At 70.0% G+C, this 13316-nt stretch carries 12 protein-coding genes and 1 tRNA gene; 8 read left to right on the top strand and 5 right to left on the bottom strand.

Annotated elements, in window-relative coordinates:
* Positions 1 to 32: 32 nt before the first annotated feature.
* Positions 33 to 962: a serine O-acetyltransferase gene (locus PPSIR1_RS50190; protein ID WP_006972360.1), complete on the bottom strand. Its 930-nt coding sequence runs from the start codon at positions 960 to 962 to the stop codon at positions 33 to 35.
* Positions 963 to 1047: 85 nt separating this feature from the next.
* Between PPSIR1_RS50190 and PPSIR1_RS17110 the strand changes: the two genes are divergently transcribed.
* On the top strand, positions 1048 to 1293 hold the full coding sequence (locus tag PPSIR1_RS17110) for a hypothetical protein (RefSeq protein WP_006972359.1): 246 nt from the start codon (positions 1048 to 1050) through the stop codon (positions 1291 to 1293).
* A gap of 257 nt (positions 1294 to 1550) precedes the next feature.
* Positions 1551 to 3068: a beta-Ala-His dipeptidase gene (gene pepD / locus PPSIR1_RS17105; protein ID WP_006972358.1), complete on the top strand. Its 1518-nt coding sequence runs from the start codon at positions 1551 to 1553 to the stop codon at positions 3066 to 3068.
* 87 nt (positions 3069 to 3155) lie between these two features.
* Here pepD and dnaJ read toward each other — a convergent pair whose 3' ends face one another.
* Positions 3156 to 4268, bottom strand: coding sequence for a molecular chaperone DnaJ (gene dnaJ / locus PPSIR1_RS17100; RefSeq protein WP_006972357.1), 1113 nt, complete (start codon positions 4266 to 4268; stop codon positions 3156 to 3158).
* A gap of 279 nt (positions 4269 to 4547) precedes the next feature.
* On the opposite strand from dnaJ, the gene PPSIR1_RS17095 reads away from it, so the two are divergent.
* The 4 genes from PPSIR1_RS17095 (at position 4548) to PPSIR1_RS51255 (ending at position 5752) form a co-directional block, all read left to right on the top strand.
* The gene (locus PPSIR1_RS17095) at positions 4548 to 5195 is read left to right on the top strand and encodes a hypothetical protein (RefSeq protein WP_157595646.1); all 648 of its coding nucleotides are present in this window, start codon (positions 4548 to 4550) and stop codon (positions 5193 to 5195) included.
* Between the two features lie 48 nt (positions 5196 to 5243).
* Positions 5244 to 5337 (top strand) — tRNA-Sec (locus tag PPSIR1_RS17090).
* Between the two features lie 74 nt (positions 5338 to 5411).
* On the top strand, positions 5412 to 5585 hold the full coding sequence (locus tag PPSIR1_RS47950; protein WP_006972355.1) for a hypothetical protein: 174 nt from the start codon (positions 5412 to 5414) through the stop codon (positions 5583 to 5585).
* Positions 5585 to 5752, top strand: coding sequence for a type II toxin-antitoxin system RelE/ParE family toxin (locus tag PPSIR1_RS51255; RefSeq protein ID WP_086001422.1), 168 nt, complete (start codon positions 5585 to 5587; stop codon positions 5750 to 5752). The genes PPSIR1_RS47950 and PPSIR1_RS51255 overlap by 1 nt, the downstream gene beginning before the upstream one ends.
* A 414-nt stretch (positions 5753 to 6166) precedes the next feature.
* Here the strand turns inward: PPSIR1_RS51255 and PPSIR1_RS17085 are convergent, their stop codons facing one another.
* Genes PPSIR1_RS17085 through PPSIR1_RS17075 form a run of 3 tightly spaced genes read right to left on the bottom strand, consistent with a single transcriptional unit; the run spans position 6167 to position 9902 of the window.
* Positions 6167 to 8044 carry a cytochrome P450 gene (locus tag PPSIR1_RS17085; protein WP_006972353.1) on the bottom strand — a complete coding sequence of 626 codons (1878 nt, stop codon included), beginning with the start codon at positions 8042 to 8044 and terminating at the stop codon, positions 6167 to 6169.
* Positions 8041 to 8838: a hypothetical protein gene (locus PPSIR1_RS17080; protein ID WP_006972352.1), complete on the bottom strand. Its 798-nt coding sequence runs from the start codon at positions 8836 to 8838 to the stop codon at positions 8041 to 8043. Before PPSIR1_RS17080 ends, PPSIR1_RS17085 begins: the two co-directional genes overlap by 4 nt.
* Positions 8835 to 9902, bottom strand: a complete 1068-nt coding sequence (locus tag PPSIR1_RS17075) for a Rieske 2Fe-2S domain-containing protein (RefSeq protein ID WP_086001420.1) — start codon at positions 9900 to 9902, stop codon at positions 8835 to 8837. The genes PPSIR1_RS17080 and PPSIR1_RS17075 overlap by 4 nt, the downstream gene beginning before the upstream one ends.
* Positions 9903 to 10048: 146 nt before the next feature.
* Here PPSIR1_RS17075 and PPSIR1_RS43000 point away from each other — a divergent pair, with 146 nt between their 5' ends.
* Positions 10049 to 11572 carry a right-handed parallel beta-helix repeat-containing protein gene (locus PPSIR1_RS43000; protein WP_006972350.1) on the top strand — a complete coding sequence of 508 codons (1524 nt, stop codon included), beginning with the start codon at positions 10049 to 10051 and terminating at the stop codon, positions 11570 to 11572.
* Positions 11573 to 11588: 16 nt separating this feature from the next.
* On the top strand, positions 11589 to 13274 hold the full coding sequence (locus PPSIR1_RS17065) for a DEAD/DEAH box helicase (RefSeq protein ID WP_006972349.1): 1686 nt from the start codon (positions 11589 to 11591) through the stop codon (positions 13272 to 13274).
* The last annotated feature ends 42 nt before the right edge of the window (positions 13275 to 13316 follow it).

The following is a 13316-nucleotide window of genomic DNA, read 5'->3' as shown; positions in this document are numbered from 1 at the left end:
CAGCCACGCCCTCCCTGCCCCAGCTCGGGCTGCTAGCCCCCCGTCACGAAGCGCAGCGAGGGCTTGTCGAGCATCACGGTCGTCATCGGCGGGACGCCGTGGGTCAGCCACACGTTGCCGCCGATCACCGAGCCCCGACCGATGACCGTGTCGCCGCCGAGGATGGTCGCGCCCGCGTAGACCGTGACGTGATCTTCGAGGGTCGGGTGGCGCTGGCGTCCGCGGTCGCGCTCGGCCGCGTCGACGGACAGCGCGCCCAGGGTCACGCCCTGGTAGAGCTTGACGTGATCGCCGATCGCCGTGGTCTCGCCGATCACGACCCCGGTCCCGTGGTCGATGAAGAAGCTCGAGCCGATGCGCGCCCCGGGGTGGATGTCGATGCCCGTGCGCCCGTGGACCAGCTCGCTCATCATCCGCGGGATCAGGGGGACCTCGCGGCACTCGAGGTGGTGGGCGATGCGGTGGACGGCGATCGCGGTCACGCCGGGGTAGGAGGAGATGACCTCGGAGGAGCTGCACGCCGCCGGGTCGCCGTCGAGGGCCGCGCGCACGTCGAGGGCCAGGAGCCGGCGCAGCTCGGGGATGTGGCCGAGCATCTCGAAGGCGTGCTCTCGACCCCGCGCCGCCGCCTCCTCGGCCCCGAGGCGCGTCGCCGAAGCGCACTCGCTCCCGCTCGGCGTCTGCAGCACCCGCGCGATCACCCGCTCGAGATCGCGGAGCAGCACCGAGCAGCGCTCGCCCACGAAGTAGCGCGAGCTGAGCTCGTCGACCTCTTCGGCTCCGAGGTAGCCGGGGAAGACCAGCGAGAGCAGGTCATCGAGGAGCTGCCCGATCTCCGCCCGCGAGGGCAAGTTGGTGCCGTCGAGGTGGTTGATGTTCCCGTGCTCGCGGTACGAACGGAGGATGCCCTCGATGGCCCCTGCGAGCTGACCTTCCGAGTCAGGCTTGGGCGAGTCGGTCACGCCTGCAGGGTAGCTCCGGGGATGGCTCGGTCAAAACGCAAGCTTTTGGGTAAATGACCCGCGGCACTCCTACAATGGCGCCTCCGTGACCGACTCGGATCAGACCGTGCTCGACGCCCTCGTCCGCGAGCTCCTGCTCGAGCGCACCCAGGACCTCGACGCCCCGCGCGTCGCGGCCTTCGTCGACGGATGGGGCAGCGCCCTGCGCCTGCTCGAGCGCTCCGACCTCCTGCTGCCCGGCGCCCCGCCGGCGATCCACACGGCCATCCGCGAGCTCCTCGAGCAGCTCCGGGACGCCCGCGATCGCGCCCTGGAAGACGACGACCTCTGAGCGCGGCGTACTCGCACGGCGGGCCTGCGCCACTAGCGTTTGCTGCGCGGCGGCGCTGGACCCGCCCCCGCTCGAGGGCCGCGTCCCGTAGATCGTCCATGGCGCGCCGATCCAGCCACAATTGAAATTATACTGGAACTGCGATCGAGTCATAAGACGCGACGCACGCACTCCTTACCAGTTTAGAGGGGTCCAATCGTCGAGATTCGACGAGTGTGGCTTTTCGGGACATTCCAGTATGGCTAATATCCAGGTTCATGGCCTCGACCCTCAAGCTCGATCCTGCCCTCGAAGGTCTCGAACCCATCGAGCTGTGGCGACAGTTCGACGCCATCCGCCGCATCCCTCGGCCCTCCCTCCACGAGGCCGGCGTCCGCACTCACCTCGTCGAGCTGGCATGCGAGCGCGGCTGGGAGTCTCACATGGACGAGATCGGCAACCTGATCCTGCGCGTGCCGGGTCGCGGGCGCGGCCAGAGCTCGACGCCCCTGGCGATTCAGGGCCACCTCGACATGGTCTGCGAAAAGCGCCCCGAGGTCGTCCACGACTTCATGCAGGATCCCATCAGCCTGATTCGCGACCGGGTCGAGTTCCGGGGCCGGGAGCGGGACATCCTTCGCGCCGAAGGCACGACCCTCGGAGCCGACAACGGCATCGGCTGCGCGGCGGGCCTGGCCATCGCCCTCACCCCCGAGGTCGACCACCCGCCCCTCGAGCTGCTGTTCACCGTCGACGAGGAGCGAGGCATGAGCGGCGCCATGGCGCTCACCCCCGAGTTCCTCCGGGCCCGCCGCCTGCTCAACTTCGACGCCGAGGCCGAGGGCCACGTCTACCTGTCCTGCGCCGGCGGCCGGGAGCTGCACGCCAAGTGGGAGCTCGACCGCGAGGAGCGGTGCAGCGACGACATCGCCCTGCGCGTGCGGGTCAGCCACCTGCGCGGGGGTCACAGCGGCGTGGACATCCACGAGGGCCGCGGCAACGCCATCGAGCTGCTCATCCAGCTGCTCACGGCCCCCGAGGTCGAGCTCGAGGGCGTGCGCCTGTCGACCTGCAACGGCGGCGGCCGACCCAACGCCATCCCCCGCGAGGCCGAGACCTGGCTGTGGTGCGCCCGCGCCCACGCCCAGCGCTTCGCCGGCGCGATCGAGGCCGCGGGCCGGCGCTTGCGCGATCGCTTCGCCGAGATCGACCCGGAGCTGTCCGTGACCGTCGAGGAGCTGCCCGCCGCCGAGCTCGACGCCGTGCCCGGCCCGGTCGCCGCCGTGACCAGCCGCGCGATCCTCGAGTCCCTCGCCCAGCAGAGCAACGGCGTGCTCGCCTGGTCCTCGGTCATCCCGGGCCTCGTCGAGAGCAGCAACAACATCGGCTCGATCACCACCGAGGGCGACACCATGACCCTGGTGTGCATGGCTCGCTCGTCCAAGCACGGCGCCATCGAGGCCTTCCAAGAGCGCTGCGAGCGGAGCCTCGAGGCCTCCAGCGCGGCGGTCAGCTTCTGCCACGCCTTCCCCGGCTGGGAGGCCAACGTCGACGCCGAGCTCGTCCAGCGGGCGCAGGGGGTCTACGAGGATCTCTTCGGTCGGCCCGTCAAGCTCGAGGCCATCCACGCCGGGCTCGAGTGCGGGGTGCTCGGGGATCGGATCCCCGGGCTGGAGATGATCTCCTTTGGGCCGGACATCTTCGACGCGCACACGCCCAACGAGTCGGTGGTGACGGAGTCGGTGACGAACTTTTGGCACTTCGCCAAGGGCTTGGTCGCGGCGCTGTGCGACTGATAGAGTTCGGTTCGGAAACCTGAAATTAGCTTGGCGGAGATGAGACCGACTGGGTCCGCACCTCCGCCAGAGCTTTGGTCGTGACTGTCAGCCGAAGATCGAGCCCAGCAGGCCCTTTTTGCGGGCCGCCACGTCGAGGCCCAGCTCTTGTGCGAGGGCGCGCAGCTTGTCTTCCTGCTCGCCGCTGAGCTTCTTGGGCACGGTCACGCGCACGCGCACGTGGTGGTCGCCCTTGCCCCGGCCGGTCAGCACGGGGATGCCCTTGCCGCGGCGGGTGATGATGGTCTCGGGCTGGGTGCCGGCCTCGATCTCGAGCTCTTCCTCGCCCTCGAGGGTGTCGATGGTGACCTTGGTGCCCAGGGTCGCCTGGAACATCGAGATCTCGACGTCGCTGAAGATGTCGTACTCCTCCCGCTCGAAGCGCTCGTCGGGCTCGACGCGGATGACGACGTAGAGGTTTCCGGGCGGGCCGCCCTGGGCCCCGGGCTGGCCGCCACCGGGCACGCGCAGGGTCTGGCCCTCGTCGATGCCGGCGGGGATGCGCACGGTCAGGGTGCTCTCTTTTTGCACGGTGCCGGAGCCGGAGCAGTCGCCACAGGGGGTCTCGATCATCTTGCCTGCGCCGCGGCAGCGGGGGCAGGTGGTCTGGACCCGGAAGAAGCCCTGGCTGTGGATGACCTGGCCGCGACCGCCACACTCGGTGCAGGCCACGGGCGAAGTGCCCGGAGCGGCCCCGGAGCCGTCGCAGGTGTCACACTCGACGCGCTTGGCCACGCTGATCTCGCGCTCGCTGCCCTCGACCGCCTCCATGAAGGGGATCTCGAGCAGCATCTTGAGGTCCGCCCCGCGCTGGGGGCCGCCGCGTCGCCGCGGGCCGCCGCCGAAGCCGAGGTTGCCGAACAGGTCGCCGAACAGATCGCCGAAGTGGGAGAAGATCTCCTCGGAGCCCGAGAAGCCCTGGAAGCCGGCGCCGCGCGGGCCCTCGTGACCGAACTGGTCGTAGAGCTGGCGCTTTTGCTGGTCGCTCAAGACCTCGAAGGCCTCGGCGCACTCCTTGAACCGCTCCTCGGCCTCGGCATCATCCGGATTGCGATCCGGGTGATATTGCATGGCCTTCTTTCGGTAGGCCTTCTTGATCTCGGGCGCACCCGCATCACGGGAGACACCGAGAACCTCGTAGTAATCGCGCTTTGCGGACACCGCGCGCAGGAAGCTAGATCCGCCATTGGGGGCTGTCAACGTGCGTGGAAGCCGGCTTTTCGTGACCCACCCACTTGGAGGCGCCCAGCCTGCCCAGGCGGCATGGCGTGGGTTCGACGCATTCGCGAAGGCCAAGGGGCCAGACCGGAGCCAAATGCACTCCCAGGGCGGCCGTGTGGTATATGACCCCTCAACTCCCACCCCCATCCCGCGGGCTGATTCGTGATGGGGCTCTCGAAGGGATTTCTGACCATGAAGATGCCGAGCGCGCGCGTTGCCTTGTCCACCCTCGTCTTCTCCGCCCTGACCCTGGTCCTGGGCACGAGCTGCAAGGAAGAAGAGACCAAGCTCTTTGAGGAGGAGGGGGTCTGGGCCCTCGAGTCCTACGCCCTCGACGGTCTGACCTTCACGCAGATCGACCAGGTCCGGAAGAACACCTTCCTGCTCCGCTTCAGCCCCGGCGACGGTGTCGTCGCCGCCGCCAACTGCTTCGCCTCCGGCTCGAGCACGAGCGTCAACGAGGCGACCTGCACCATCAACAAGAACTCCGCGGAGTGGGAGTGCCGCTGCTACGCCTACGAGTTCACCGACTCGACCATGGTCTGGCAGGAGTTCGCCCCCGGCGAGACCCCCCCGCCCGTCGGCAACCCGACCAACAACGACAGCGGCGGCAGCGACGAGGCCGGCGACGAAGGCGGCGACGGTGGCGGCGCCCACCAGATCACCATCGAGGAGACCGACTCCTCCGGCACCTACCGCTACGTCACCCTCCCCGACGGCCTGTTCGACAGCGACGGCATGACCTCCAAGCACGTGTTCCGCATCAAGGCCGACTCGGTCTGGACCGGCGCCGACATCGACGAGGACGACGTCAACGACCTCGACGAGTGCTCGATGAGCTGCTTCCCGTCGATGGCCGGCGGCTGAGCCCTCCCCCTCGCTCGGCCCGGCGGCAGCAAGTCATCGGGCCTTCGTGGAAGTGCACGGCCAGCTGGTGCGGCCCCCGGTCTTCAAAACCGGTGTGGGGCGCGTGAGCGTCCTGGGCAGGTTCGATTCCTGTGCATTTCCGTTTTTCTTTGGTTGGGGGGTCAGGTGGCCCGACCGTCATTGGACCCCAGGCAGATCCACGGCTACGATCGATTGATGCCTGAGGCGCGCGCCACGAAGCCCCCCCCGCCCACCGACGGTGAGACCGAGCGGCAGCGCATCGTGGCCAAAGTCGAGCGCAGCCTCGCGCGGCTCGATGCTGGCGAGGGTGTCCCACACGCCGACGTACTGACGATGATCGACGCGCGCTACCCTGAGCCAAAACAGTAGTGGCGAAGCGCGCACTGAGCTGGTCTCCGGATGCGATCCGGGACCTCCAAGAGATCGCTGACTACATCGCCAGGGACAAACCTGGCGCAGCGCGTCGTTGGGCCCAGACCCTCACCACTGCGGCCGAACATGCTGCGACACTTCCCTTCGCCGGTCAGCAGGATTGAAGTGGTGATGGCCGGCACTCTCTCCATCAGAAGACCAGCCTCTCCGACTCCAAACCTTGTGGCGACTCGTGCATCCCCGTCAACAACAACTGCAACACGAGTCCGGGATGCGCGTGCTACGGAGGCGACTCTGATACCGGACAATAGAGTCCCGTCCGTGTTCGCTCCGGACGAGGTGCAGTTTGGAAACCTGCTTCGAGGCGTTCGGCGGTCTCTCGAGTCGGAGCCACCGATCCCCCCACCATGACGGGCACAAAAGGGGCAAGGGGGTCGGATCCCCCAGCGCAAGGAGCCGCCAAAGCGGTCAGGGAAACCTGAGCCCCCGCATCAACCCGCGACGACGGAGACCAAAACAGCCCATGCCGTCAGGCGACAGCGGGGGATTCGACCCCCTTGACCCGTGCCCGCTCTCCATCAGAGCCGACCCCCCTCACCAAACCCAGACGAAACCCTCCGCCGATACCCAACCCGCGTCGGCTCCGGCCCAAGCACCCCCATGGTGTCAGCGATCTCCGGAACCTTCGGCGCGACCAGCTCGAGCTCGAGACGCTGAACCAAGCGAGCGAGCAAGATCGTCATCTCGTTGTAGGCCAAGGTCACCCCCGTGCAGCGGTGGCTCCCCCCACCAAAGCCCACGAGCGTGAACTTGCCCTTCCCTTCGCCCCGCTCAAAGCGCTGCGGGTCGTAGACCTCGGGCTCCGCGTAGAGCTCGGGCATGCGATGGGTCAGGGCGACGCCAGACATGAGCAGCCAACCAGCGGGAATCGTGTAGCCGCCGATCTCGACGGGAGCGTCGGCCTGACGAACATGGCGGTCGGCAACAGGCATGATCCGCTCGGTCTCGCGGAGGGCATCGCGGACGGGAGCGAGGGTCGCGAGCGCCTTGCGATCGATGCGCTCGACCCCCTCGAGGGCAACGTCGACCTGTCCGCGGATGCGCTCGAGGTGGACCCGATGCTGCAGCAGCAAGATCACCCCCCAAGCCGCGTGCCCGGTGGTCGTCTCGAAGCCCGCGAACACGAGGGCGAGGACGTAGTCGACGACCCGCTCGACGGGCAGGACGCTGCCGTCTTCCAAGCGCGCGTCGACGAGAGCTTGGAGCAGGTCCTCGGGCTGCCGACCTTGGCGGGACAGCTCCCGCCGCTCCTCGATGAGCGCGCCGAGCTTGCGATGCAGCCGCGCCCGGGCGATGTCCCGGCGGATGAAGCGAGGCAGGGGCAACCACGGCGGCAGCGCCTGGTCGAGGCCCGCGGCCAGGTCCCCGTAGAGCGCCCAAAACTCGGCGTCCATGCGGGCGTGGAAGTCCTCGCCCATGAGCACGCGCGCTGAGATCTCCTGGAGCAGCCCCTCGACGGTCGGGACCAGGTCGAACTCGCCCGCGTCGTCGAGGCCGTCGATGAACCGGAGCACGACCTCGTCGATGACGCCGAGGTTGCCCTCCATGAGCCGAGCCTTGAAGGGCGCGCGCAGGATGTGGCGCTCGGCCACGTAGTCCTTGGGCGTCTGGGTCAGGCCCACGCGCCCAAACATCTTGCGCAGGTAGGCGTAGGGGCCCTCGGTCAATAGCTCGTGATCGGTGCGGCCGTAGAACACGGCGTTGGCCTCGGGCCCCGAGACGACCGCGCAGCGCCACGGGCCGAGGGCCACGGCGAACACCGGCCCGTGCTCTCGTTGGCCGCGCTCGAACAGGGCGCGGTGCTGGCTGCGAAACTCGGCCATGTGCCCCAGGAGCGGCAAGGCGCCGGAGACCATGGGCGGCTCGGCGCCAAAGCGAGGCCCGCTCGACGTCGACGCGCCCGAGAAGGGGCAGCCGGAGGGCGCCTCACCGACAGGCTCGGTCTGCTCGGCCTGACGCGCGCAAGCCCCCGCGAACGCTGCCGCCATGCGGTCGGAGCTCTCGCGGATCTTGGCCAGCGGCACGACCGGCGCGAGGGGGCCGAAAAAGCGCTCTTCGGACAGGTAGCGGCAGCGGCCTGCACCCGTCTGCTCGAGCACGAGGACGCGCTCGACCCGGAGCAACCCGGCGCGCTGCAGACCGCCCCGGTAAGACCACCGGAAGCTGCGTCGCGTGCCCCGCTCGACGACCTCGGTGATCTCGTCGACGGCCCGCGTGCCCGAGCCGTCGGCCCAGCGAATGTCGAGGTGCACCCGAGCCCCCGGCGAGGGGCGGGGAGCCCCGGACACGCCGACCACGAAGGGGTTCCAGCTCGACCACCCGCGAAAGTCGGTCAACAGCGCCCAGGCTTCGTCGAGGCCGAGCTCGATGGGCAGCTCGCTGCGGACCGTCGTCACGAAGCCCTCGCCTGGGCCGAAGCCTGGCCGAGCGAGTCGACCCAGCGCTGGTAGTCGTCCATGGCCTGCCGCCGCGTGGGCCGGTGGCTGCTCTCGCCCCGCCACAGCTGGGCGTCGCGCTCGAGATCGCGGCGGTAGGAGCGGCCGAGGTAGCGCAGCAGCACCTCGGCCTCGGCGCGCGCGAGCGGGCCCTCGTCCGTGAGCCGGACGCTGTAGCCCGCGTGCACCCGCGTCACCCCGCCCAGGCGCGGCGTGGGCATGACGAGGTGGCGGCTGGTCAGGCGGCCGCCGAGGGACTCGACCTCGGTCCGCTGCACGCCGAGGCCGTCGACGCGGCTGCGCAGGCGCGAGGGGATGTACAGCCCGGCGAAGCCCACGTCCCAGCCAAAGGCCATCTTCATCGTGCACGCCGAGCCCTCGTAGGCCAGCGCTTGCTCGACCTCGATCTGCGCGTAGCCGTGCACGGTCTCGAAGTGCTCGATGTCGGCGAGGTCGCGCATGACCAGCTCCGGGCGCGTGTGCAGGTCGACGTGGAACCAGCGCATCGGCAGCCAGCCCGCGCAGCTGAAGCTCGGCACCGAAAAGCGCGGCTCGCCCCCGCCCAGCCACGCGAGCAAGGTGGGGCCGTACTCGCACACGGGCAGGGACACGCCGGCGAGCTCGGCCCGAGCCTCGCCGTCTTGCCCGCGCCGCAGCGTCAACAGGCGATCGGCCACGACGCTCTGCCGAGGCGCCGCCCCGACTCGCGCGTCGCGGGCCAGACCGATGAAGTACCAGCTCGGAGTGATGGTCATGCTCTGGCTCGCAAGGTGTGGAGGGTCGGGCCAGGGTTCGCGGGGGGCTCGGGAGACACGTCGAACTGTCGGGCCCAGCGGCGGTAGAGCGCGATGGCCCCGTCGCCCTTGGCCAGGGCCGGGCGCTCGACGTGGGTGCGGTGCGACCAGATGTCGAAGTCTGCGCTGACGTCGGCCGCGAGGGTCCGCAGGGCGAAGCGTGCGATCAGCTCCGTCGTCGCCCGACCCAGCGAGCGCCCGCGGATCGCCGGAGACCACGGCGACTGCTCGCCGCCCTCGACGACGGCCAGGCGCGTGCGCGTCGAGGTCCCGACCCGCAGCTCCATGTGCCCCGGCCGCGTGGGCGTGGCCAGCACCCACAGCCGCGTAGCCAAGCCGAGGCTGGGGGTCAGGTTCTCGACCAGGGAGTAGCCCAGGCCCCACAGGTGCACGCGGAACAGGTTCTCCACGGGCAGGCGCGCGAAGCGATGCACGAAGCGGTAGCGCGCGCTCAAGTAGGGACCCTCGGCGCGAGCAGGCTCGAGCACCTCGAGCGCTTCGAAGCCGTGGACCGAGCTGAAGTGAGCCAGGTCGACGCTGTTCTCGCTCGTCGACAGCGGGTGCGCGCGCAGCTCGAAGCGGCGGGTGTGGAGGGTCGACCAGCCCTGGGTCTCGAGCGCCGCCGGCTCCCAGCTCGGCGCCCGCCCGTGCTCGTCCCACCACGCGAGGATCAGCCCCTCGCGCTCGCGCACCGGCAAGCTGCGGGTCTGCGCCCGCGGGGGCGGCCGACCTTCCGAGGGGATCGCCGCGCAGCGACCCGCGCGATCGAACTCGAAGCCGTGGAAGGGGCAGCGCAGGTGCTCCCCGCACACGCGGCCCCGCGACAGGTCGGCGCCCAGGTGAGGGCAGGTCGCCCCGAGCACCGACGCGACCCCGGCCTCGCTCCGAAAGACCGCGAATCGCTGCGAAAAAAGCTCCTTCGATTGCACACATCCTGGCCGAAGCTCCGCCGAGGTGGCGACGGCGTACCAGCCGGTGGGTCGCGGGTGGAACGACGTCTCGGGGATGATGGGGCCGGTGGTCATCGACGGTAACTGTCCCGACAAACTTGCCCGACAAAATTGCGCAATATGCGCTTTGCATATGGTGCCACATTTCGAGCTCAATGTATATTTCAACCCCTATCGCCTCGAAATACCCGCACAACGCGCAGGCTTGTTAGGCTCCCGCCATGCGTTGCCTTTCCCTCCCGGCCCAGCTGCTCTTGCCTTGCGCCTGCCTCCTCTTCGCCTGCACCGAGCCGAGCGCCGACGACGGCGCGGACGAGATCGGCAGCGAGACCGACGCGGACTCGACGACGGGCACCTCGGAGGACGGCAGCACCGACTCCGAGGACGGCTCGACGAGCATGGGCGAGACGGAGACTGCGGGCGAGACCAGCACGGACTCGACCGCCGACACGAGCTCGGAGACGGGCGAGCCCCCGCCCCCGCCCAGCGCCTGCGAAGAGGTCGAGCTCCCGCCCCGAGATGGGGCCGACGTCATGGTCGCCCCGGGCCCCGAGGGCAAGGTGATCGTCGACGGCAGCGAGACGACCCTGCGCTCGGTGGTCTCGAGCGCCAACGAGGGCGACACGATCTGGCTCGAGGACGGGGTCTACACCTTCGACGAGGCCGGCGAGGGCCAGTACACCGGCGTCTACGTGACCACCCCCAACATCACGATCCGCTCGGTCAGCGGCGACCCGGCGGCGGTGATCCTCGACTCCAACTACCGCAGCCACGGGGGCCAGAGCGCGGTGCTCACCATCGACGCCCCCGGGGTCGCGGTCGCGGGCATCGGCCTGCGCCGGAGCATCTTCCACCTCGTCCACCTGTGGGCCAACGCCGACGACGTGCTGCTCCACGAGCTCGAGCTCGTCGACGGCGGGCAGCAGTTCCTCAAGTCCAGCGGCGGCGACGCCATCGACAACGTCGAGGTCTCGTGCTCGCGCTTTTGGATGAGCCCCGAGGGCCGCGACAACGTGTGGGGCTACGGGTCTCAAAACGGCAACACGACCTGCTACACCGGCGGCATCGACACCCACGAGGCGACGAACTGGAACGTGCACGACAGCACCTTCGAGGGCATCTACTGCGACGCCGACGGGGTCGAGCGCCCGGCCCACGGCAAGTTCCCCGAGCTGCGCGACAACATGACCTACACCGGCGGCCTGGCCGAGCACGCGATCCACATGTGGGACAGCGCCCCGGGCACGGGCCACACGCTGACCCGCAACCACATCCTCGACTGCGCCCGGGGCATCGGCCTGGGCCTGGTCGCCGAGGTCCACGGCGGGGTGATCACCAACAACATGATCTTCTCGAGCTTCCCCGGCGGGGGCGAGCACGACGTGGGCATCATCGTCGAGCGCTCGATCGACACCCTCGTCGCCCACAACAGCGTGTACTTCAGCCACCCCGAGGCCTACTCGAGCGGGATCGAGTACCGCTGGGGCGTGACCGCGAACTTGCGCGTGCACGGCAACCTGACCAACAAGATGATCCGCGCCCGCGACGGGGCCACGGCGGACCTGTCCGACAACGTCGCCGACGACGCGCCGGGTTCGTGGTTCGTCGACGCCGGCGCCGGCGACCTGCACGGCGCCGCGTGTGCGGACCTGCCCGCGGCGGCCCTGCACGCCGAGGTCGGCCTCGACTTCGACGCCCAGACGCGCACCGATCCGACCTTCGCAGGCGCCGACCACTGCGAGTAGCCGTCCACGTCGGCGAATGAAGCTCCGCGACTACCAGGTCGAGGCCGTGCGCGCGGTCATCGAGGGCCGCAAGCGAGGCCTGCGGCGCATGCTCGTGGCCCTGCCGACGGGCGCGGGCAAGACGGTGATCTTCTCGGAGCTGATCCGCCTGGCCCGGCGCGAGGTCCTGGTCCTCGCCCACCGCGACGAGCTGCTGACCCAGGCCAAGGCCAAGATCGAGGCGGCCCTGCGCCGCCACGGCGACGAACGGCGGGTGGAGATCGAGCGCGGCGAGCAGCGGGCCAGCTCGAGCGCGAAGGTCATCGTCGCGTCGATCCGCTCGCTGCACGCCGAGCGCATCGGCCGGGTGCTCGCCGGCCGCCAGATCGGCCTGGTGATCTACGACGAGTGCCACCACGCCGTCGCCGAGTCCAACCGCGAGGTGCTCGCGCGCATCGGAGTGTTTGGCGAGCGCTGGCCGGGGACCCTGGTCGGGTTCACGGCGACGACCCGGCGCGCCGACGGTCGGGCCCTGGGCGAGGTGTTCCAGGAGATCGTCACCGAGCGCAGCCTGAGCGACATGATCGCGGCGGGCTACCTGCGACCGCTCGAGGGGCTGCGCATCGAGACGAAGGTCAGCCTGGAGGACGTGCCGGTGCTCGGCGGGACCTCGTTCGGCGCCGAGCTCGACGCCGGCGACTTTGACCCCGAAGCCCTCGAAGAGGCGGTCAACGTCGAGGCCCGCAACCAGCTCGTCGCCCGCAGCATCATGGAGCTGTGCCGCGATCGCCGGACGATCGCCTTTTGTGTCGGGGTTCGCCACGCCGAGCACCTCAGCGCCGCCCTCAACCGCCTGGGCGTGCGCGCGGCGATCGTCCACGGCGAGATGCCCAAGCCCGCCCGCGAGCGGGCCCTGAGCCGCTTCCGCGCCGGGGATTTTCGGGTCCTGACCAACGTCGGCGTGTTGACCGAGGGCTTCGACGACCCGGGCGTGAGCGCCATCGCCATGGTCCGACCGACGCGCTCGGAGGCCCTCTACCTGCAGTGCGTCGGCCGAGGCATGCGCCTGAGCCCCGACGCCGAGACCTGCCTGGTGCTCGACTTCGTCGACCTCTCGGACCTCGACCTGGTGACCACGGCGACCCTCGAGGCCGGGCCGAGCAAGGTCCGCGAAGCCCGGGAGGACGAGGCCGCAGACGCCGAGACCAACGAAGGCGCGCCGATGATCCCCATCGACGACGACCGCGACGAGGCGCCCTTGACCCTCGCGGAGCTGAGCCGCCGGCTCCAGGCCTTCGACCCGCTGACCCTCGCCCACAGCCGCGAGGCCGCGGCGATCTCCGCGAACGCGTGGCTGTCCCTGGGCGTGCACGGGATGCTGCTGCACTTTCACGGCCGCGACGGAGGCCTGCGCCGCTTCGAGCTGCGACCCCGGGGCAAGCGCGGCGGCGCGGAGGTCTGGCTCGACGACCGCACCCTGGCCCGCTTCTCGACCATGAGCGCGGCGATCGAGGCCGTCGACTACGAGCTCCCGCGCCACGGGGACCCGGCCAGCGCCCGCCCCGACGCCCCGTGGCGCGTGCACCCGATCACCCCCGAGCTGGCCGAGGCCGTCGCCGCCCTCGAGCCCCCGCGGCGCGCGACCACGGTCGGCGAAGCGATCGCGCACCTGGCCCTCGATCGCCCGGAGCTGTTCGGGAAGCCGGGGCCACGGCAGCGCTAGAGTGGATCCACCCAGACCCGAGCCGCGACGGGGACGCTACAC

Origin of the sequence: Plesiocystis pacifica SIR-1 (assembly GCF_000170895.1) — a bacterium.
In the GTDB taxonomy this organism is placed as follows: Bacteria; Myxococcota_A; Polyangia; order Nannocystales; family Nannocystaceae; genus Plesiocystis; species Plesiocystis pacifica.
Note: the sequence above shows the minus strand (reverse complement) of the source record. Positions and strands in the feature narration are given on the sequence as shown.

Bases quoted from the DNA above. Each gene is read 5' to 3' on its own strand.
- pepD (WP_006972358.1), top strand. From the start codon at position 1,551: ATGGCCTCGACCCTCAAGCTCGATCCTGCCCTCGAAGGTCTCGAACCC.
- PPSIR1_RS47950 (WP_006972355.1), top strand. From the start codon at position 5,412: ATGCCTGAGGCGCGCGCCACGAAGCCCCCCCCGCCCACCGACGGTGAG.
- PPSIR1_RS17080 (WP_006972352.1), bottom strand. From the start codon at position 8,838: ATGACCATCACTCCGAGCTGGTACTTCATCGGTCTGGCCCGCGACGCG.
- PPSIR1_RS17075 (WP_086001420.1), bottom strand. From the start codon at position 9,902: ATGACCACCGGCCCCATCATCCCCGAGACGTCGTTCCACCCGCGACCC.
- PPSIR1_RS43000 (WP_006972350.1), top strand. From the start codon at position 10,049: ATGCGTTGCCTTTCCCTCCCGGCCCAGCTGCTCTTGCCTTGCGCCTGC.
- PPSIR1_RS17065 (WP_006972349.1), top strand. From the start codon at position 11,589: ATGAAGCTCCGCGACTACCAGGTCGAGGCCGTGCGCGCGGTCATCGAG.